At 70.7% G+C, this 19,131-nt stretch carries 17 protein-coding genes; 15 read left to right on the top strand and 2 right to left on the bottom strand.

Features of this window, described 5'->3' with window-relative positions:
• Window positions 1-8: 8 nt before the first annotated feature.
• The 4 genes from nirB to FED44_RS15875 all read left to right on the top strand — a co-directional run bounded on the left by nirB (window position 9) and on the right by FED44_RS15875 (window position 4,802).
• Window positions 9-2,462, top strand: coding sequence for a nitrite reductase large subunit NirB (gene nirB / locus FED44_RS15890; protein ID WP_117410608.1), 2,454 nt, complete (start codon window positions 9-11; stop codon window positions 2,460-2,462).
• Complete coding sequence (nirD, locus tag FED44_RS15885; RefSeq protein WP_117410607.1) at window positions 2,459-2,815, top strand: nitrite reductase small subunit NirD; 357 nt, start codon at window positions 2,459-2,461, stop codon at window positions 2,813-2,815. Before nirB ends, nirD begins: the two co-directional genes overlap by 4 nt.
• Window positions 2,812-3,975 (top strand): uroporphyrinogen-III synthase, encoded by a 1,164-nt coding sequence (locus tag FED44_RS15880; RefSeq protein ID WP_117410606.1) that lies wholly within the window; start codon window positions 2,812-2,814, stop codon window positions 3,973-3,975. Before nirD ends, FED44_RS15880 begins: the two co-directional genes overlap by 4 nt.
• 113 nt (window positions 3,976-4,088) lie before the next feature.
• Complete coding sequence (locus FED44_RS15875) at window positions 4,089-4,802, top strand: sirohydrochlorin chelatase (RefSeq protein ID WP_117410605.1); 714 nt, start codon at window positions 4,089-4,091, stop codon at window positions 4,800-4,802.
• A 14-nt stretch (window positions 4,803-4,816) separates the two neighbouring features.
• On the opposite strand, the gene FED44_RS15870 is transcribed toward FED44_RS15875, so the two are convergent.
• Window positions 4,817-5,146, bottom strand: coding sequence for a plasmid mobilization protein (locus FED44_RS15870; RefSeq protein WP_167521487.1), 330 nt, complete (start codon window positions 5,144-5,146; stop codon window positions 4,817-4,819).
• A gap of 259 nt (window positions 5,147-5,405) precedes the next feature.
• Here FED44_RS15870 and FED44_RS15865 point away from each other — a divergent pair, with 259 nt between their 5' ends.
• Genes FED44_RS15865 through FED44_RS15855 form a run of 3 tightly spaced genes read left to right on the top strand, consistent with a single transcriptional unit; the run spans window position 5,406 to window position 6,790 of the window.
• Window positions 5,406-5,801: an ArsR/SmtB family transcription factor gene (locus tag FED44_RS15865; RefSeq protein WP_117410603.1), complete on the top strand. Its 396-nt coding sequence runs from the start codon at window positions 5,406-5,408 to the stop codon at window positions 5,799-5,801.
• The gene (locus tag FED44_RS15860) at window positions 5,734-6,216 is read left to right on the top strand and encodes an SRPBCC family protein (RefSeq protein ID WP_117410602.1); all 483 of its coding nucleotides are present in this window, start codon (window positions 5,734-5,736) and stop codon (window positions 6,214-6,216) included. Before FED44_RS15865 ends, FED44_RS15860 begins: the two co-directional genes overlap by 68 nt.
• Window positions 6,203-6,790: a TIGR03086 family metal-binding protein gene (locus tag FED44_RS15855; protein ID WP_138461135.1), complete on the top strand. Its 588-nt coding sequence runs from the start codon at window positions 6,203-6,205 to the stop codon at window positions 6,788-6,790. Before FED44_RS15860 ends, FED44_RS15855 begins: the two co-directional genes overlap by 14 nt.
• 51 nt (window positions 6,791-6,841) lie before the next feature.
• On the opposite strand, the gene FED44_RS15850 is transcribed toward FED44_RS15855, so the two are convergent.
• Window positions 6,842-7,696 (bottom strand): PAC2 family protein, encoded by an 855-nt coding sequence (locus FED44_RS15850; RefSeq protein ID WP_117410600.1) that lies wholly within the window; start codon window positions 7,694-7,696, stop codon window positions 6,842-6,844.
• Window positions 7,697-7,914: 218 nt separating this feature from the next.
• Here FED44_RS15850 and metH point away from each other — a divergent pair, with 218 nt between their 5' ends.
• The 8 genes from metH (at window position 7,915) to FED44_RS15810 (ending at window position 19,037) form a co-directional block, all read left to right on the top strand.
• Window positions 7,915-11,379, top strand: coding sequence for a methionine synthase (gene metH / locus FED44_RS15845; protein WP_138461134.1), 3,465 nt, complete (start codon window positions 7,915-7,917; stop codon window positions 11,377-11,379).
• A gap of 113 nt (window positions 11,380-11,492) precedes the next feature.
• Window positions 11,493-12,134: an HAD family hydrolase gene (locus FED44_RS15840; protein ID WP_117410598.1), complete on the top strand. Its 642-nt coding sequence runs from the start codon at window positions 11,493-11,495 to the stop codon at window positions 12,132-12,134.
• A gap of 74 nt (window positions 12,135-12,208) precedes the next feature.
• Window positions 12,209-12,688 (top strand): cellulose synthase, encoded by a 480-nt coding sequence (locus FED44_RS15835; protein ID WP_117410597.1) that lies wholly within the window; start codon window positions 12,209-12,211, stop codon window positions 12,686-12,688.
• A gap of 360 nt (window positions 12,689-13,048) precedes the next feature.
• Window positions 13,049-14,047, top strand: a complete 999-nt coding sequence (locus FED44_RS15830; RefSeq protein WP_396698130.1) for an ABC transporter permease — start codon at window positions 13,049-13,051, stop codon at window positions 14,045-14,047.
• Window positions 14,048-14,091: 44 nt separating this feature from the next.
• The gene (locus tag FED44_RS15825; RefSeq protein WP_117410596.1) at window positions 14,092-15,852 is read left to right on the top strand and encodes an ABC transporter substrate-binding protein; all 1,761 of its coding nucleotides are present in this window, start codon (window positions 14,092-14,094) and stop codon (window positions 15,850-15,852) included.
• A gap of 73 nt (window positions 15,853-15,925) precedes the next feature.
• Entirely contained in the window at window positions 15,926-16,942 is a 1,017-nt protein-coding gene (locus FED44_RS15820) for an ABC transporter permease (protein WP_117410595.1), read from the top strand.
• Entirely contained in the window at window positions 16,939-17,964 is a 1,026-nt protein-coding gene (locus FED44_RS15815; protein WP_117410594.1) for an ABC transporter ATP-binding protein, read from the top strand. Before FED44_RS15820 ends, FED44_RS15815 begins: the two co-directional genes overlap by 4 nt.
• Window positions 17,961-19,037, top strand: coding sequence for an ABC transporter ATP-binding protein (locus FED44_RS15810; protein ID WP_187405988.1), 1,077 nt, complete (start codon window positions 17,961-17,963; stop codon window positions 19,035-19,037). Before FED44_RS15815 ends, FED44_RS15810 begins: the two co-directional genes overlap by 4 nt.
• Window positions 19,038-19,131: the final 94 nt, after the last annotated feature.

Raw genomic sequence — 19,131 nt, 5'->3', positions numbered from 1 at the left:
GTCAGCGCATGAGAATCGTCGTGGCGGGACACGGACCGACCGCACACCGCCTGATCGAGACACTCGTGGAGCGGGGCTTCGACGGGACGATCACGGTGTTCGGGGAGGAGCCCCGCCCGGCCTACGACCGGGTCGCGCTCACCTCCTATCTCAGCGGCAAGAGCGTGGACGACCTCACGTACCGGGTGCCGGACGGCGTGAGCGTGCGGACCGGCGTGAAGGTGGTCGGCGTCGACCGCGCCGCCCGCACCGTCGCCACCGACGCCGGCTACTCCGAGCCGTACGACGTGCTGGTGCTGGCCACCGGGTCGGCGCCGTTCGTGCCGCCGGTGCCGGGCAGGGACCTGCCGGGCTGCTTCGTCTACCGCACCATCGACGACCTGGACGCCATCAGGGAGGCGTCGCGGGACGCCCGCGCCGGCGTGGTCATCGGCGGCGGCCTGCTCGGCCTGGAGGCGGCCGACGCCCTGCGCGGGCTCGGGCTGGAGACGCACGTCGTCGAGATGAGCGGCTGGCTGATGCCCCGCCAGGTGGACGAGGGCGGCGGCTCGGTGCTGCGTAACCACATCGAGGCGCTCGGGCTCACCGTCCACACCGGCGCCGGGGTCCGGTCGATCGAGGCCGGGCCGGACGGCCGGGTGGCCGCGCTGGTCAGGCCGGACGGCGAGGCCGTCGACGCCCAGGTCGTCGTCTTCTCCGCCGGGGTGCGGCCGCGCGACGAGCTCGCGCGGGACTGCGGCCTGGAGGTCGGCGAGCGCGGCGGCATCGTGGTGGACGAGGGCATGCGCACCTCCGACGAGCACATCTACGCGATCGGCGAGTGCGCGCTGGCCGCCGGGATGGTCTACGGCCTGGTCGCGCCGTGCTTCGCCCAGGCCGAGGTGGCCGCCGACCGGATCCTGCTCGGCTCGGCCGCCTTCACCGGCGCCGACATGTCCACCAAGCTCAAGCTGCTCGGCGTCGAGGTGGCGCAGTTCGGGGCCATGTCGGGCGCGCTCGACGTCACCTACATGGACCCGGTCGCCGGCGTCTACAAGCGCCTGTTCGTCAGCGACGACGCCACGACCCTGCTCGGCGGCATCTGCGTCGGCGACGCCGGGCCGTACAACGCGCTGCGGCCCTTCGTCGGCAGGCCGCTGCCCGGCGCGCCGAGCGACCTGCTGTTCGCGGGCGCGGGCACCACGTCGACGGACCTGCCGGACGACGCCCAGGTCTGCTCCTGCAACAACGTCACCAAGGGGAGGATCTGCGCGGCCATCGCCGACAAGGGCCTGACCGACGTGCAGGGCATCAAGGACTGCACCCGGGCCGGCACCACCTGCGGCAGCTGCGTGCCGATGCTCAAGCAGATCCTGGTGAAGTCGGGCGTCGACGTCGGCAAGGCGCTGTGCGAGCACTTCACCCACAGCCGGGCCGAGCTGTTCGACATCGTGAGCGTGCGGGGGATCACCACGTTCTCACAGCTCATCGCCGAACACGGGACGGGCCGCGGCTGCGACATCTGCAAGCCGGTGGTCGCCTCGATCCTCGCGTCCCTCGGCCGCGGCCACATCCTCGACGGCGAGCAGGCCACGCTGCAGGACACCAACGACCACTTCCTCGCCAACATCCAGAAGAACGGGACCTACTCGGTGGTCCCGCGCATCCCGGGCGGCGAGATCACTCCGGACAAGCTCATCGTGATCGGCGAGGTGGCCCGCGACTTCGGGCTCTACACGAAGATCACCGGCGGGCAGCGCATCGACCTGCTCGGGGCCCGGGTCGAGCAGCTGCCCGCCATCTGGCGCCGTCTCGTGGAAGCCGGCTTCGAGTCCGGGCACGCGTACGGCAAGGCCCTGCGCACGGTGAAGTCGTGCGTCGGGTCCACCTGGTGCCGGTACGGCGTGCAGGACTCGGTCGGCCTGGCCATCGCGCTGGAGCTGCGCTACCGCGGGCTGCGCTCGCCGCACAAGCTCAAGTCGGCCGTCTCCGGATGCGCCCGCGAGTGCGCCGAGGCCAGGTCGAAGGACTTCGGCGTCATCGCCACCGAGCAGGGCTGGAACCTGTACGTCGGCGGCAACGGCGGCTTCAAGCCCCGCCACGCCGACCTGCTGGCCGCCGACCTGTCGACCGACGACCTGGTCAGGACCATCGACCGGTTCCTGATGTTCTACATCCGCACCGCCGACCGGCTGCAGCGCACCGCCGCGTGGCTGGAGGGCCTGGACGGCGGTCTCGGCTACCTCCGTGAGGTGATCATGGAGGACTCGCTCGGCATCTGCGCCGACCTCGACGCGCAGATGGAGCGGCACGTGGCCACGTACGTCGACGAGTGGCGCGCCGCCATCGAGGACCCCGACAAGCTGCGGCGCTTCGTCAGCTTCGTGAACGCCCCGGGCATCCCCGACCCCTCGATCTCCTTCGAGACCGAACGCGACCAGATCAAACCGGTGCTGATTCCTCTGGAGGCAGTGCGCTCATGACCATCCTCAACGAGACGGCGACCCGTACCGACCGATGGACCCCGGTCTGCTCCTACACCGACCTGCTCCCCGAGCGCGGCGCGGCCGTGCTGGTCGGCACCCGGCAGGTCGCGGTGTTCCGCACGTTCGACGGAGCCCTGTACGCCCTGGGCAACTTCGACCCCTTCAGCGGGGCGTACGTGCTGAGCCGGGGCATCGTCGGCACCAGGGGCGGCGAGCCGACCGTGGCCTCGCCCATGCACAAGCAGGTGTTCTCACTGGTCACCGGCGTGTGCGTGGACGACCCGGGCGTCGCCGTGCCGACCTATCCCATTCGTGTGACGGACGGAACCGTGGAGGTGAGCGTGGTATGACCACGCTGCTTGAGGAGGCCCCGATGACCCTGGAGACGGCGCCGGACGCGCTGGCCGGGTTCACGATCGGGGTGACGGCGACCCGCCGCAGCGAGGAGCTCTCGGCGCTCCTGGAACGGCGGGGCGCCCGGGTGGTGCGGGCGCCCGCGATCCGCATCGTGCCGCTGGCGGAGGACACCGGACTGCTCGCCGCGACCAGGGCCTGCCTGGAGGCGCCGGTCGACGACGTGGTCGTCACCACGGGCGTGGGGTTCCGCGGCTGGATGGCGGCGGCGGAGGGCTGGGGGCTGTCCACCGACCTCAACGCCCACCTGGCCGGCGCCCGGCTGCTGGCCCGCGGCCCCAAGGCGAGGGGAGCGGTGCGGGCGGCCGGGCTGGCGGACTACTGGACGCCGGGCACCGAGTCGTGCGAGGAGGTCAAGGAGTACCTGCTCGCGCAGGACCTGCAGGGGCGCCGCATCGCCGTGCAGTTGCACGGCGAGCCGCTGGACGGCTTCGTCGCCGCGCTGCGCGAGGCGGGGGCGGACGTCATCGAGGTGCCCGTCTACCGCTGGCTGCCCTACCGCGACACCTCACCGCTGCGCCGCCTGATCAGCCAGGCCATCACCGGCTCGGTGGACGCGGTCGCCTTCACCAGCGCGCCCGCCGTGCTGGCCATGCTGGGCGCCGCCCGCGCCGACGGGCTGGAGGACGCCCTGCTCGCCGCGTTCGACACCCGGGTGGTCGCGGCCTGCGTCGGCCCGGTCACGGCCGGGCCGCTGACCCAGCGGGGCGTACGGGCCGTCCAGCCCGATCGGGCCCGCCTGGGCGCGCTCGCCCGGACCCTCGCCCGGCACCTGCCGGAGAGCGGGGTCACCCGGCTCGTCGCCGGCGGCCACGAGCTGGAGATCCGCGGCCACGCCGTGGTGGTCGACGGCAACCTCAAGCCGCTGCCGCCCGCCCCGATGGCCGTGCTCAAGCGGCTCGCCGAGCGCCCCGGGCACGTGGTGGGCCGTGCCGACCTGCGGGTGGTGCTGCCCGGCGGGCCCTCCCGCGACTCGGCCGAGCACGCCGTCGAGATGGCGATCACCCGGCTGCGCCGGGCGCTCGGCCCCTCCGGCATCGTCGAGACCGTCGTCAAGCGCGGCTACCGCCTCGCCTGCGGCCGCGACGACCGGTGACGCCGCCCATGCGGTGAGACGACGGCCCGTGTGAGGCGGCTCGCGAAATGAGGCGGCTCGGTGGCGGGAACGACGACGGAGGCTCTCGGGGCCTCGGGGCGGAGGAGTGCGAGATGGAGACCCCAACCCTGGTGATGGCGGCGCACGGGGCGCGCAGCGGGCACTGGGAGTCGGTGATGGAGTCGCTCGCTGCGCGGGTGCGCCGGGCCCGGCCCGGCGCGGGGGTGGAGCTGGCGTTCCTGGAGATCAGCTCGCCGCTGCTCGCCGACGTGCTGGCGGGGACGCCGGGACCGGTCGTCGTGGTCCCGATGCTCCTCGCCGGGGGATACCACGCCCACATCGATCTGCCGGCCGTCGTCGCCCGCACCCGGCCCGACGCGGTCGTCGCCGGGCAGCTCGGCCCGCACCCGCTGCTGACCTCGGTGCTGGCGCGGCGCCTGGCCGCCGCCGGCCTGCGGCCCTGCGACGCCGTCATCCTGGGCGCGGCCGGGTCGTCCGACCCCGCCGCCCTGGACGACGTCCGCGCCGCCGCGCGCCTGCTGTCCGTACGGCTGTCGCGTCCCGTCACCGCCGCCTTCGCCTCGTCCGGCACCCCCACGGTCGCCGAGGCGATGGAACGGGCCAGGTCGGGCCTCGCGCCCCGGGTCGCCGTCGCGTCCTACCTGCTCGCGCCCGGCTTCTTCCACGACCGCCTGACCGGCGCCGGGGCCGACCTGGTCAGCGCGCCCCTCGGCGTGGACGACGACCTCGCCGCCCTGGTCTGGACCCGCTTCGACGAGGCCCTCGCCCGCCGCCACCCCACCGGCCTGCCCGCCCTCGCGGGCTAGGGTCCGGGCGTACGTCAGGCGGCGTGGTCGCGAAGGTAGCGGGCGAAGGCCTCCCGGGCCAGTTGAGACACGGTCTTTCCCTCCCGTTCTGCCAGCTCTCTGGCGGCGGCCTTCTCCTCGGGACTGAGACGGAACGTCACCTGCGGCGAACGCGTTCCAGGGGCCGTGAGAGACGGGCGACCCACCGTACGCCGCACATGCTCCACCGCGGCGTCCACGTACGCCTGGTCGATCCGGTTGCCTCGCCGGCCGTAGACCTCCTCGGCCTGGAGGTCGACGTCCGACTCGTCGTCCAGGCTGAGCTCGATGTCGTCCGTGGGCCAGGGGCCGTTGTACTCGGTCACGGCTTTCTCAGTGCGGCCAGCATCGCATGCTGGATTATGCCATGCACGAATTGGATTTCGTGTGCATAAGGCGACGGTTCAATTACTTTCCGTTGTGTGGGTCCTCAATTGCGGTCGGAGCGGCCGTGGGATCAGGAGTACTTCCCGATCGCGGGCGGCTTGGCTGGCGTGCGGTATGAGCTGGTCTTTCAACCGTATGGTTGACGGACGTCCCCTGCGTGGCCTAAGGTTCTTTCAACCAGCGGGTTGAAAGAGGGTGATGGCTACGGACGCGCTGTCCCGGGTCTTCGCGGCCCTCGCGGATCCGACCCGGCGCGACATGGTCGCCCGGCTCTCGGAGGGCGACGCGACCGTGAGCCGCCTGGCCGAGCCGTACGGGATGACGCTGCAGGCCGTCTACAAGCACCTGCGGGTGCTGGAGGACGCCGGGCTCGTCAGCCGTCCGCGCGGGCCGCAACCCCGGCCGGTACGCCTGGAGGCCCACGCCTTCGAACTGATGGGCATCTGGATCGAGCGCCACCGGGAGCGCGTCGAGCGGCGCTACCGCCGCCTCGACGCGGTTCTGGCGGAGATGGACGGAGACGAGAATGGACAGGATCACGGAGACGATCATCGAGGCCGACGCGAGTGTGCCGGTGATCCGGATGACTCGTGACTTCGCGGCGACGCCCGAGCGGCTGTTCCGCGCGCACACCGATCCCGTGTTGTTCGCCCGGTGGGTGGGGCCCGACACCACCGTCACCCGGATCGAGCACTGGGACGCGCGTACCGGCGGGAGCTGGCGGTACGTCTCGGCGCACGACGGCACGGAGTACGTCTTCCGCGGCTGCTTCCACGAGGTACGGCCGGACCGTATCGTGCAGACCTTCACGTTCGAGGGCGATCCCGACGGGGTCGCGCTGGAGACGCTGTGGTTCGAGGACCTGGGCGACGGCCGCACGCGGCTGCGGACGCAGTCGCTGACCGAAAGCTTCGAGAGCCGCGACGCGTGGCTGCGCAGCGGCATGGAGGTCGGTGTCGACGACGGGTACGCGAAGCTGGACAGGATGCTCGCCGATGACGCTGTCTGACCGCCCCGCCGAGCGGCACCGCCAGATCGCCGGGCTGTTCACCGACCGGGTCCGCGGCGCCCGGTCCTGGGACGCGCCGTCCCCGGTCGCCGGCTGGGCCGCCCGCGACGTCGTGCGGCACCTGACCGGATGGCTCCCCGGGTTTCTCGCCTCGGGCGCCGGCGTCGAACTGCCCCACGGGCCGTCCGTGGACGAGGACCCGGTCGCCGCGTGGCAGGTGCACTGCGACGGTGTGCAGGCGGTGCTGGACGATCCGGAGACGGCGCACCGGGAACTCGCCAACCCCCACGTCGGCAGCCTGCCTCTCGGCGCCGCGATCGACCGGTTCTACACCGCTGACGTGTTCATGCACACCTGGGATCTCTCCAGGGCCACGGGCCAGGACGACCGGCTGGACCCCGGCTTCTGCGCCCTGCTCCTCGCCGGGATGGAGGGGATGGAGGAGGTCATGCGCTCCTCCGGCCAGTTCGGCGCGCGGGTCGAGGTGCCCGGCGACGCGGACGCCCAGACCAGGCTGCTGGGATTCATCGGCAGGGACCCGTTCTGGCGGGGCGCCGGGCCGGACGTCCCCTGACGGCGGAGAACGGCCCCGCCGCTCTCGACGCGGGCGCCTGACGCCGCCGGATCAGCGGTCGGTGCCGCGGTCGCGGCGGCGCAGGTAGCGCTCGAACTCGGCGGCGATCGCGTCCCCGCTGGCCTCGGGGAGCTCGGCGGCGTCCTTGCGCTCCTCCAGCTCCTTGACGTACTCGGCGACCTCGGTGTCCTGCGCGGCGAGCTCGTCCACGCCGTGCTCCCAGGCCCGCGCCTCCTCGGCCAGGTCGCCGTACGGCATGGGGATGTCGAGCATGTCCTCGATGCGGCGCAGCAGCGCCAGCGTCGCCTTGGGGTTGGGCGGCTGGGCGACGTAGTGGGGGACCGACGCCCACAGGGACACGGTCTCCAGCCCGGCCGTGCCCAGGGTGTGCTGGAGCACGCCGACGATTCCGGTCGGGCCCTCGTACTTGTTCAGCTCCAGGTTCAGCGCGCGGGCCAGGCCGAGGTCGCTGACCGAGCCGGTGATCGGCACCGGGCGGGTGTGCGGCGAGTCGTTGAGCAGCGCGCCGAGCAGGATCGCCAGCTCGACCCCGAGGTCGTGGCAGAGCCCCACGAGCTCCGCGCAGAACGAGCGCCACCGCATGTTGGGCTCGATGCCGCGCAGCAGCACCACGTCGCGCTTGGCGCCCGGCGGGCGGGCCAGCAGCAGCCGGGTGGTCGGCCAGACGACGGAGCGGGTGAGGCCGTCGCCGAGCTCGATCACCGGCCGCGTCACCTGGAAGTCGTAGTAGTCCTCGGGGTCCAGCTCCACGAGTGGCGTGGCCTTCCACTCGGCCTCGAGGTGCGCGAGCACGCCGCTGGACGCCTCGCCGGCGTCGTTCCACCCCTCGAACGCGGCGATCAGCACCGGGTCGACGAGCTCGGGGAGCCCTTCGAACTCGATCACGCGCCGCCTCCCTCACTGGCCCTATGCAGTATGGCTCACTCCAAGACTATTCGGTGAGGGGCCCCGCCCGTCACCTTCGCCGGGCACACCCGCCCGTGGCGCGGCCCCGACCTGCGGCGATGTCAGAGGGTGCGGAAAGGCCCGCCCCTCCTCCACCGGTCCTCCCCTTTCGGTGCGCGGAATCGGTGATCCGCCCGGCGGGCCGATAGTCTTGCTCCATGACCAGCAGACCGTCCTTCCGTACCGTGCTGTCCGAGCGAGTTCTGATCGCCGACGGGGCCATGGGGACGATGCTGCAGTCCTACGACCCCACCCTTGACGACTTCCAGGGCCACGAGGGCTGCAACGACGTGCTCAACGTGAGCCGTCCCGACATCGTGCGGGCCGTCCACGACGCCTACCTAGAGGTGGGGGTCGACTGCGTCGAGACCAACACCTTCAACGCCAACCGTGCGGCTCTTGGCGAGTACGGCATCGAAGACCGCATCTTCGAACTGTCCGAGGCCGGCGCGCGCCTCGCCAGGGAGCGGGCCGACCACTGGTCGACGCCGGACCGGCCCCGGTTCGTCCTCGGCTCGATGGGTCCCGGCACGAAACTCCCCACGCTCGGCCATCTGCCGTACGAGACGCTGCGCGACGCCTACCGGGACAACGCCGCCGGCCTGATCGCCGGCGGGGCCGACGCCCTGATCATCGAGACCTGCCAGGACCTGCTCCAGGTCCGGGCGGCCGTCGTCGGCGCGAAGCGGGCCGTCGAGGCCGCCGGGCGGGACGTTCCGATCATCACCCAGGTCACCATCGAGACCAACGGCGCGATGCTGCTCGGCTCCGAGATCGGCGCCGCGCTGACCGCGATCGAGCCGCTCGGCGTCGACCTGATCGGGCTCAACTGCGCCACCGGCCCCGCCGAGATGAGCGAGCACCTGCGCTACCTGGCCAGGCACGCCCGCGTGCCGCTGTCGTGCATGCCCAACGCCGGGCTGCCGCAGCTCACGTCCGACGGCGCCTACTACCCGCTGAGCCCGGGCGAGCTGGCGGACGCGCACGAGAACTTCACCCGCGACTACGGGCTCGCCCTCGTGGGCGGCTGCTGCGGCACGACCCCCGAGCACCTGCGCCAGGTGGTCGAGCGGGTCGGCGGGCGCGCCCGCGGCGAGCGGCGCCCCCGTCCCGAGGCCGGCGCGGCCTCGCTGTACCAGCACGTGCCGTTCCGGCAGGACACGTCGTATCTGGCCATCGGCGAGCGGACCAACGCCAACGGCTCCAAGGCGTTCCGCGAGGCGATGCTGGCGGGCAACTACGAGGAGTGCGTCGAGATCGCCCGGGCGCAGGCCCGCGACGGCGCGCACCTGCTGGACCTGTGCGTCGACTACGTCGGCCGCGACGGCGTCGCCGACATGAAGGAACTGGCGTTCCGCTTCGCCACCGCCTCGACGCTGCCGATCGTGCTCGACTCGACCGAGCCGGCCGTGCTGGAGGCGGGCCTGGAGATGCTCGGCGGCCGGGCCGTGATCAACTCGGTGAACTACGAGGACGGCGACGGCCCCGACTCGCGGTTCCAGAAGGTCATGCGCCTGGTGCGGGAGCACGGCGCGGCCGTGGTCGCGCTGACCATCGACGAGGAGGGCCAGGCCCGCACCGCCGAGTGGAAGGTGCGGATCGCCGCCCGCCTCATCGAGGACCTGGTGCACAACTGGGGCATGCGGGTCGAGGACATCATCGTCGACTGCCTGACGTTCCCGATCGCCACCGGCCAGGAGGAGACCCGGCGCGACGGCATCGAGACGATCGAGGCGATCCGCGAGCTCAAGCGCCGTTATCCGACCGTGCAGACCACGCTCGGCGTCTCCAACGTGTCGTTCGGTCTCAACCCGGCCGCGCGCATCGTGCTGAACTCGGTGTTCCTGAACGAGTGCGTCAACGCGGGGCTCGACTCCGCGATCGTGCACGCCTCCAAGATCCTGCCCATGAACCGGATCCCGGACGAGCAGCGCCAGGTCGCGCTCGACCTGGTGTACGACCGCAGGCGCGAGGGCTACGACCCGCTGCAGCGGTTCATGGAGCTGTACGAGGGCGTGGACGCGGCGTCGGTGAAGGCCGGGAAGGCGGCCGAGCTGGCCGGGCTGCCGCTGTGGGAGCGGCTCAAGCGGCGCATCGTCGACGGCGAGCGCAAGGGCCTGGAGGCCGACCTCGACGAGGCCCTCGCCCAGCGGCCCGCACTGGAGATCATCAACGACGTGCTGCTCGACGGCATGAAGGTCGTCGGCGAGCTGTTCGGCTCCGGCGAGATGCAGCTTCCGTTCGTGCTCCAGTCGGCCGAGGTGATGAAGACGGCCGTGGCCTACCTCGAACCGCACATGGAGAAGGTCGAGGGCAGCACCAAGGGCCGCATCGTGCTCGCCACGGTGAAGGGCGACGTGCACGACATCGGCAAGAACCTCGTCGACATCATCCTGTCCAACAACGGCTACGACGTGGTGAACCTCGGTATCAAGCAGCCGGTGTCGGCGATCCTGGAGGCCGCCGAGGAGCACCGGGCCGACGTGATCGGCATGTCCGGGCTGCTGGTGAAGTCCACCGTCGTGATGAAGGAGAACCTCGAGGAGCTGAACTCCCGGGGTCTTGCCGGCAAGTTCCCGGTGCTCCTCGGCGGCGCCGCGCTGACCAGGGCGTACGTCGAGCAGGACCTGGCCGACGTGTACCGGGGCGAGGTCCGCTACGCCCGCGACGCGTTCGAGGGCCTGCGCCTGATGGACGCCTTCATGGCGGTCAAGCGCGGGGAGGACGGCGCGTCGCTGCCGCCGCTGCGCGCGCGCCGGGTGAAGACCGGGGCGGTGCTGACGCGGACCGCGGAGGAGGACGTCCCGGCCCGCTCCGACGTCGCGGCGGACGTTCCCGTGCCTGTCCCGCCGTTCCTCGGCGACCGGGTGGTGAAGGGCATCCCGCTGGCCGACTACGCCGCGTTCCTCGACGAGCGGGCGACGTTCATGGGCCAGTGGGGCCTGAAGGCCGCCAGGGGCGGCGACGGCCCGTCGTACGAGGAACTGGTCGAGACGGAGGGCCGGCCCCGGCTGCGGATGTGGCTGGAGCGCCTGCAGACGGAGAACCTGCTGGAGGCGGCGGTCGCCTACGGCTACTTCCCCTGTGTGAGCGAGGGCGACAACCTGATCATCCTCGACGAGGACGGCAAGGAGCGCACCCGCTTCACCTTCCCGCGTCAGCGCCGCGACCGCCACCTGTGCCTGGCCGACTTCTTCCGCTCCCGCGAGTCGGGGGAGGTGGACGTCGTCGGCCTCCAGGTCGTCACGATGGGCAACCGCGTCAGCGCGGCCGCGGCCGAGCTGTTCGCGAAGGACGCCTACCGCGAATACCTGGAGCTCCACGGCCTGTCGGTGCAGCTCACCGAGGCGCTGGCCGAATACTGGCACGCGCGGGTGCGGTCGGAGCTGGGCATCGGCGGCGACGAGTCGCTGGCCGACATGCTCAAGGTGAACATCACCGGCTGCCGCTACTCCTTCGGCTACCCGGCCTGCCCCAACCTGGAGGACCAGGTGCAGGTCATGGAGCTGCTCGACCCCGCGCGTATCGGCGTGACGCTGTCGGAGGAGTTCCAGCTCCACCCGGAGCAGGCCACCTCAGCCCTGGTCGTCCACCACCCCGAGGCGAAGTACTTCAACGTCTGACCGGGCGCCCGGACGGGTGCCGCAACGTCCGACCGGCCGTCGTCGCGCCCACGCGGCCCCCGTACCATGTCAGTCCCCCCTCATCGGGGGGGTGACCGGGGGAAAGGGGCCACGTGGACGCCGTGCTGTTCGACATGGACGGACTGCTCGTCGACACCGAAGGGGTGTGGTTCGAGGTCGAGACCGAGGTGGTCACCCGCCTCGGCGGCACCTGGGGCCCGGAGCACCAGGAGCAGCTCGTGGGCGGCTCCTGGGACCGCACCGTCAGGTACATGCTGGAGCTGACGCGGGCGGACGTCGATCCCATGCTGGTGGGGCAGTGGCTGATCGACGGTATGGAGAGCAGGCTGTCGGCCGACGTGACGCCGATGCCGGGCGCCCTGGACCTGCTGCGCGGGCTCGCCGACCACGGGGTGCGCACCGCGCTCGTCACGTCGTCGCTGCGGATCATCGCCGACGCCGTGCTGAAGGCCGTGGGCCGGGAGCACTTCGAAGTGATCGTGACGGCCGACGACGTCACCTGCACCAAGCCCCACCCGGAGCCGTACCTCACGGCGGCGGGCCTGCTGTCGGTCGACCCGGGGCGGTGCGTCGCGCTGGAGGACTCGCCGAACGGCGTGGCGTCGGCGACGGCGGCGGGCTGCCGGGTCGTCGCCGTGCCGGGCGTGCTGCCGATCGCGCAGGCGCCCGGGCGGGTCGTCATGCCGTCGCTGCTCGACGTGGACGTGGATTTTCTCCGGGCACTCGTCCGCTGAATCGGGGTGGCGCGGGCCCCGCATGATCGCGTCACGGATGCCAGGATGGAGGTACGTGACGAAGGGGCCCCGCCATGACTTACAACGACATCGCCTGGCTGCCGGTGTGCGGCGGCCTGACCGCGGTGGGCCTCGTGCTCACCTATCTGGCCTTCCGCCGCAGGGGAGCGGCCGCGGGTCTGCGGGCCGCCGCGTGGTCCCTGCTGCCGCTGGCCGCCTATCTCACCGGCGCGCAGGCCACGCTGTGGAACATCGGCACGGCCGCCGTGAGCTTCGTGACCGGCCTGGTGCTGTCGCCGCTCGCGTGGGCCGGCGTGGCCGTGGCGGGCCTGTCGGCGGTGCTGTTCGTCGTGTCCGGCGCGATGCGCGGCCGGTCGCTCTCCCGGGCCCGTACGCCCCGCCCCGGTCCCGCCGAGACGACACCGGCCGCACCGAAGGCTGAAACGCCCAAGAAGGTGCAAACCGCGAAGGCGGCACCACGTCAGGTCGAACAGCCCGCGGCGGACGATTTCTCCGAGATCGAGGACATCCTGAAGCGGCGCGGGATCGGCTGAACATCCCACATCGTGGGACCAAGTTACCCGTGGGTGCAATGTTACAGTTCCACGACACAATCGAAACGGGACTCCGACAATCCTTTCAAGATCAACACGAATGAGTTTCTGGTAAATCACAGTTGGGCCACAGGCCTGCTCTGGGGACTGGTCATCCCAGCTCAACGCATACATTGTCCGTTTGCGGGGCGCCGTCGACAGCGGGCCTCGCTGGACAATGTCGTCTGGGACCCAGGGGGCCGTACACCAAATGGCCGCGCGAAGCAAGGTCATGAGCGAACTTCGCTCCTCCGCCTCAGTGCCGTACTCCGGCTCTTCTGAGTGCGCCGCCCGCAGTACAGCGGCCACCGGAGGGGCCCGGTGAGCGCCCCTCTCGACGTCTCCGGTGAGGAGATGCGCGCGGAGCCGGAGGCCGTCGCCAAGGCCGGCGGCGCCCCCATCCAGGGCCGCTCGCTCGGCCAGATCGCCTGGATGCGGCTCAAGCGCGACAAGGTGGCCATCACCGGCGGCCTCGTCGTTGTCCTCCTGATCCTGGTCGCGATCTTCGCGCCGCTGCTCGTGGGCTGGTTCGGCCATCCGCCGAACGAGTTCCACCAGGAGATGATCGACACCCTGACCATGCAGCCCAAGGGCGGCAGCGGCATCGGCAAGGACTTCCTGTTCGGCGTCGAGCCGGTCAACGGGCGCGACCTGTTCAGCCGCGTCGTCTACGGCGCCCGGATCTCGCTGCTCGTGGCCTTCTTCGCCACGCTCCTGTCGGTCGTGATCGGGACGGTCATGGGGATCGTGGCCGGCTACTTCGGCGGATGGGTGGACACCCTGATCAGCCGGGCGATGGACATCTTCCTCGCCTTCCCCCTCCTGGTCTTCGCGCTCTCGCTGGTCGGCGTGCTCGGCCAGTTCGAGACCCAGCTCGCGGTGAAGGGCGACACGCTCCGCATCCTGCTGCTGATCTTCGTCATCGGCTTCTTCAACTGGCCGTACATCGGGCGGATCATCCGGGGCCAGACGCTGTCGCTGCGCGAGCGCGAGTTCGTGGACGCCGCGCGAAGCCTGGGGGCGCGTGGGCCCTATATCCTCTTCCGCGAGGTTCTTCCGAATCTGATCGCGCCGATCCTCATCTACGCGACGCTGCTGATCCCGACGAACGTGCTGTTCGAGGCGGCGCTGTCGTTCCTCGGCGTGGGCATCCAGCCGCCCACCGCGACCTGGGGCGGCATGCTGTCGGCGGCCGTGAAGTACTACACGGTCCCGCACTTCATGTTCTTCCCCGGCATGGCGATCTTCATCACGGTGCTCGCCTTCAACCTCTTCGGCGACGGTCTCCGCGACGCGCTCGATCCCAAGTCGTCCCGCTGATCCCTCCGGTTCCCCGGCTCCTACCTACAAGGGGTGCAATACACATGAAGAAGAGATACGCCACACCGGCCTTCCTGGCCGCGGGTGTCGCTCTCTCCCTGGGCCTTTCCGCGTGCGGCGGTGGCGGCGGCGGAGAGACCAAGAACGACTCCGGTTCGGCGGCGGGCAGCCAGGAGGCGCAGGCCAACGCCGGTCTGGAAAGTGTGGTGAACCCCTCCGACAAGAAGGGGGGAACGCTCAAGATGGCCATCACCGAGGCGTGGGACTCCATCGACCCCGGTGACACCTACTACGGCCTGTCGTGGAACTTCTCGCGCATCTACGGCCGCCCGCTGGTGACGTACAAGCCGGCCCCCGGGCAGGGCGGCCGCGAGCTGGTCCCCGACCTGGCGGAGAGCCTCGGCAAGTCGTCCGACGACGGCAAGACCTGGACCTACAAGCTCCGGCAGGGCGTCAAGTTCGAGGACGGCACCCCCATCACGTCCAAGGACGTGAAGTACGCCGTGCTGCGCCAGCTCGACAAGGACACCTTCGTCAACGGCCCGACGTACTTCAACGACTGGCTGGACCTGCCGAAGGACTTCAAGAGCGTCTACAAGACGCCGGACGTCAATACCGACTCCGCCATCGAGACGCCGGACGACCAGACGATCGTCTTCCACCTCAAGAAGGCCTTCTCCGGCTTCGACAACTTCGCCGCGCTGCCCGCCACCGTGCCGGTGCCCAAGGACAAGGACACCGGCATCAAGTACCGCCAGCACCCGGTCGCGTCGGGCCCGTACATGTTCGAGAAGGTCGAGGAGGGCAAGCAGTACACCCTCGTCCGCAACCCGAACTGGGACCAGGCCACCGACCCGATCCGCAAGGCGCTGCCGGACCGCTACGAGGTCTCGCTCGGCGTCGAGGCGAACGACCTGGACAACCGGATCGTCGCCGGCGACCTGCACGTCGACCTGGCCGGCACCGGCGTCCAGGCCGCGGCGGTCGGCACGATCCAGGCCGACCCGCAGCTCAAGAACCGGACCGACAACCCGACCGGCTCCCGGACCTGGTACATCTCGATCCTCGGTGACAACCCGCCGCTGGACAACGTCGACTGCCGCAAGGCGATCATCTACGGCGCCGACCGGGTCGGTCTGCAGAACGCCTACGGCGGCCAGCTCGCCGGCGAGATCGCGACCGGCCTGATGCCGCCGTCGATCGGCGGCTGGAAGAAGCTCGACCTGTACCCGACCGCCACGGGCGACGTCGAGAAGGCCAAGGCGGCGCTGCAGGCCTGCGGCAAGCCCGAGGGCTTCGAGACCGTGATGACGTTCCGCTCGGACCGTCCGAAGGAGCAGGCGGCGGCCGAGTCGCTGCAGCAGGCGCTCGCCAAGGTCGGCATCAAGCTGACCCTGAAGGGCTTCCCCACCAGCGAGTACTTCTCCAGCTACGCCGGCAAGCCGGCCTACACCAAGGCCAACAACATCGGCCTCGCCACCAACGGCTGGTCGGCCGACTGGAACACGGGCTTCGGCTTCATGTCGCAGATCGTCGACAGCCGGGTCGTCCGCGCGGCGGGCAACTACAACCTGAGCGTGCGCAGCGACGAGATCGACAGCCTCATCGACCAGGCGAACAGCGAGCAGGACAAGAGCAAGAGCGACGCGATCTGGGGCCAGATCGACCAGAAGGTCATGGAGGGCGCCTACGTCCTGCCGGAGGTGTGGTCGAAGGGCCTGCTTCTGCGGGGCAAGGGCCTGACGAACGTGTTCGTCTCGGGCGCCTGGGACATGTACGACTACCTCAACATGGGTGTCGAGTAACCGTTAGGCGACGAGGCAAGGCGCAAGGGGGTCCGGCCGGGCGACCGGCCGGACTCCCGGAGCCGGGGGAACAGTGGTCTCATATATCATCCGGCGGCTCATCGCCGCGGTGCTGATGCTCGTCGTGGTGAGCATCGTCACCTTCTCCATCTTCTTCGTGATCCCGCGTCTGGCGGGCGTCACGACGATCGACTTCGCGAGCCGCTACGTCGGCAGCAAGGGCGCCTCGGCGGAGACGGTGGCGGCCATCGCGGACAAGCTCGGTTTCAACGATCCGCTGGTGGTGCAGTACGGCAGATGGATCAAGGGAATCGTCCTGGGTGCCGAATACGACACCGGGGCGAGCGTCGAGCACTGCCCGGCTCCCTGCCTCGGCTACTCGTTCATCACCAAGACGCCCGTGTGGCCCGAACTGCTGGACCGGCTGCCCGTCACCGTGTCGCTGGCCATCGGAGCGTCGATCATCTGGCTGATCGCGGGCGTCGCCACGGGCGTGGTGTCCGCGCTGCGCAGGGGCAGCTTCTTCGACCGGGCCGCGATGGGCGTGGCCCTGGCCGGGGTCTCCCTGCCGATCTTCTTCACCGGCATCATCTGCCTGGTTTTCTTCAGCTACCGGTTCGGCATCACGGCGCCGGGCGGCAGCTACACGGCCATCACCGAGAACCCCGGCGAGTGGGCGTACGACCTCATCCTGCCGTGGATCACGCTGGCCTTCCTCTACGCGGCGAGCTACGCCCGGCTGACCCGGGCGGGCATGCTGGAGACGATGGGGGAGGACTACATCCGCACGGCCCGCGCGAAGGGCCTGCCGGAGTCGAAGGTCATCGTGAAGCACGGCCTGCGCGGCGCGCTCACCCCCATCCTGACGATCTTCGGCCTGGACCTCGGGCTGCTGCTCGGCGGCGCGGTGCTGACCGAGAGCACGTTCTCCCTCCCCGGGCTCGGCAAGTACGCCGTCCAGGCGATCCAGTCAAACGACCTGCCCAAGATCATGGGTGTCGTGCTGCTGGTCACCCTGTTCGTGGTGCTCGCCAACCTGATCGTCGACCTCCTGTACGCCGTCGTGGACCCGAGGGTGAGGCTGGGATGAGCTTCCTGGAACTGAAGGACCTGCGGATCCACTTCCCGACCGACGACGGCCTGGTCAGGTCGGTCGACGGGCTGTCGTTCTCGCTGGAGCGGGGCAGGACCCTCGGCATCGTCGGAGAGTCCGGGTCGGGCAAGAGCGTCACCAGCCTCGGCATCCTCGGCCTGCACAAGGGCGGCCGGGCCCGCATCTCGGGCGAGATCTGGCTGGACGGCGAGGAGCTCGTCGGCGCGAGCCAGGAGCACGTGCGGAGGCTCCGCGGCAAGAAGATGGCGATGATCTTCCAGGACCCGCTGTCGGCGATGCACCCGTTCTACACGGTCGGCGACCAGATCATCGAGGCCTACCGCATCCACAACGACGTCAGCAAGAAGGTCGCGCGCAAGCACGCGGTCGACATGCTGGGCCGGGTGGGCATCCCGCAGCCGGACCGGCGGGTGGACAGCTACCCCCACGAGTTCTCCGGCGGCATGCGGCAGCGCGCGATGATCGCGATGGCGCTGAGCTGCGACCCCGAGCTGCTGATCGCCGACGAGCCGACGACCGCGCTCGACGTGACCGTGCAGGCGCAGATCCTCGACCTGATGCGCGACCTGCAGCGCGACTTCGACGCCGCGCTGATCATCATCACCCACGACCTCGGCGTGGTCGCCGAGCTGTCCGACGACATCCTCGTGATGTACGGCGGCAAGTGCGTGGAGTACGGCACCTCCGAGGACATCTTCGAGCGGCCCGAGCACCCCTACACGTGGGGCCTGCTCGGTTCGATGCCGCGGCTGGACCGCGAGCCGACCGAGCGGCTGCTGCCGATCAAGGGCTCGCCGCCGTCGCTGATCAACGTGCCGTCCGGTTGCGCGTTCCACCCGCGCTGCGTGTTCGAGGAGCGTACGGGCGGCCTGGCCAAGGTGGAGGTTCCCGAGCTGCTGGAGAGCGAGGGCGGCCACCTGGTGCGCTGCCACCTGCCGGCCGAGCGCAGGCGCGCCATCTGGCAGAAAGAAGTCAAGCCCAACCTGGAGGCTTCGTGAACGAGGAGCCCTTGCTGTCCGTACAGGGGCTGGAGAAGCACTTCCCGGTCACCAAGGGCCTGCTCCAGCGGCAGGTCGGCGCGGTCAGGGCCGTCGACGGCATCAGCTTCGACGTCAGGAAGGGGGAGACCCTCGGCCTGGTCGGCGAGTCGGGATGCGGCAAGACCACCACCGGACGCCTCATCACGAGGCTGATCGAGCCCACCGGCGGGAAGATCGTCTTCGCGGGACACGACGTCACGCACATGTCCCAGGGGCGGCTGCGCCCGCTCCGCCGGGACGTGCAGATGATCTTCCAGGACCCCTACAGCTCGCTCAACCCCCGCCACACGGTCGGCGCCATCGTCGGCGCGCCGTTCCGGATCCAGGGGATCAAGACCGAGCAGGGCACGAAGAAGGCGGTCCAGGAGATCCTGGAGCTCGTCGGCCTGAACCCCGAGCACTACAACCGCTATCCGCACGAGTTCTCCGGCGGTCAGCGGCAGCGCATCGGGATCGCCAGGACGCTCGCGCTGAAGCCCAAGCTGATCATCGCGGACGAGCCGGTCTCCGCGCTCGACGTGTCGATCCAGGCACAGGTCGTCAACCTGCTGGAAGACCTGCAGGGGGAGCTCGACCTGACCTACGTCGTGATCGCGCACGACCTGTCGGTGGTGCGGCACATCAGCGACCGCGTCGCGGTGATGTACCTCGGCAAGATCGTCGAGATCGCCGACCGCAAGGGCCTGTACGAATCGCCCATGCATCCGTACACCAACGCGCTGCTGTCGGCGGTCCCGATCCCGGACCCGAAGCGGCGCGCGGGCCGGGAGCGGATCCGGCTGCAGGGCGACGTGCCCTCGCCGCTGAACCCGCCGCCCGCCTGCCGGTTCCACACCCGCTGCTGGAAGGCGCAGGAGGTCTGCCGGACGGTCGAGCCGCCGCTGGAGACGCTCGCCCCCGGCCACCAGGTGGCCTGCCACTTCCCCGAGAACGTCGCCGGCTCCCTGGAAGGCGTCCTGGGAGGCACGGCCTCCACGGGCGCTGTCCCGGCCGAGGCCGCCCCCGCCCCCGAGGGCGGCGCCCTCGCCTGAGTGACCGGCGCGCGGCGTCCTCCGCCGGTACGGCTCCCTCCGTCCTTCCCCCAAGACGGTCCCCGGGAGCCGTACCGGCGGGGCGTGTTCCGCG

The organism is Microbispora triticiradicis (assembly GCF_005864065.1).
Classification (GTDB): Bacteria; Actinomycetota; Actinomycetes; order Streptosporangiales; family Streptosporangiaceae; genus Microbispora; species Microbispora triticiradicis.
Note: the sequence above shows the minus strand (reverse complement) of the source record. Positions and strands in the feature narration are given on the sequence as shown.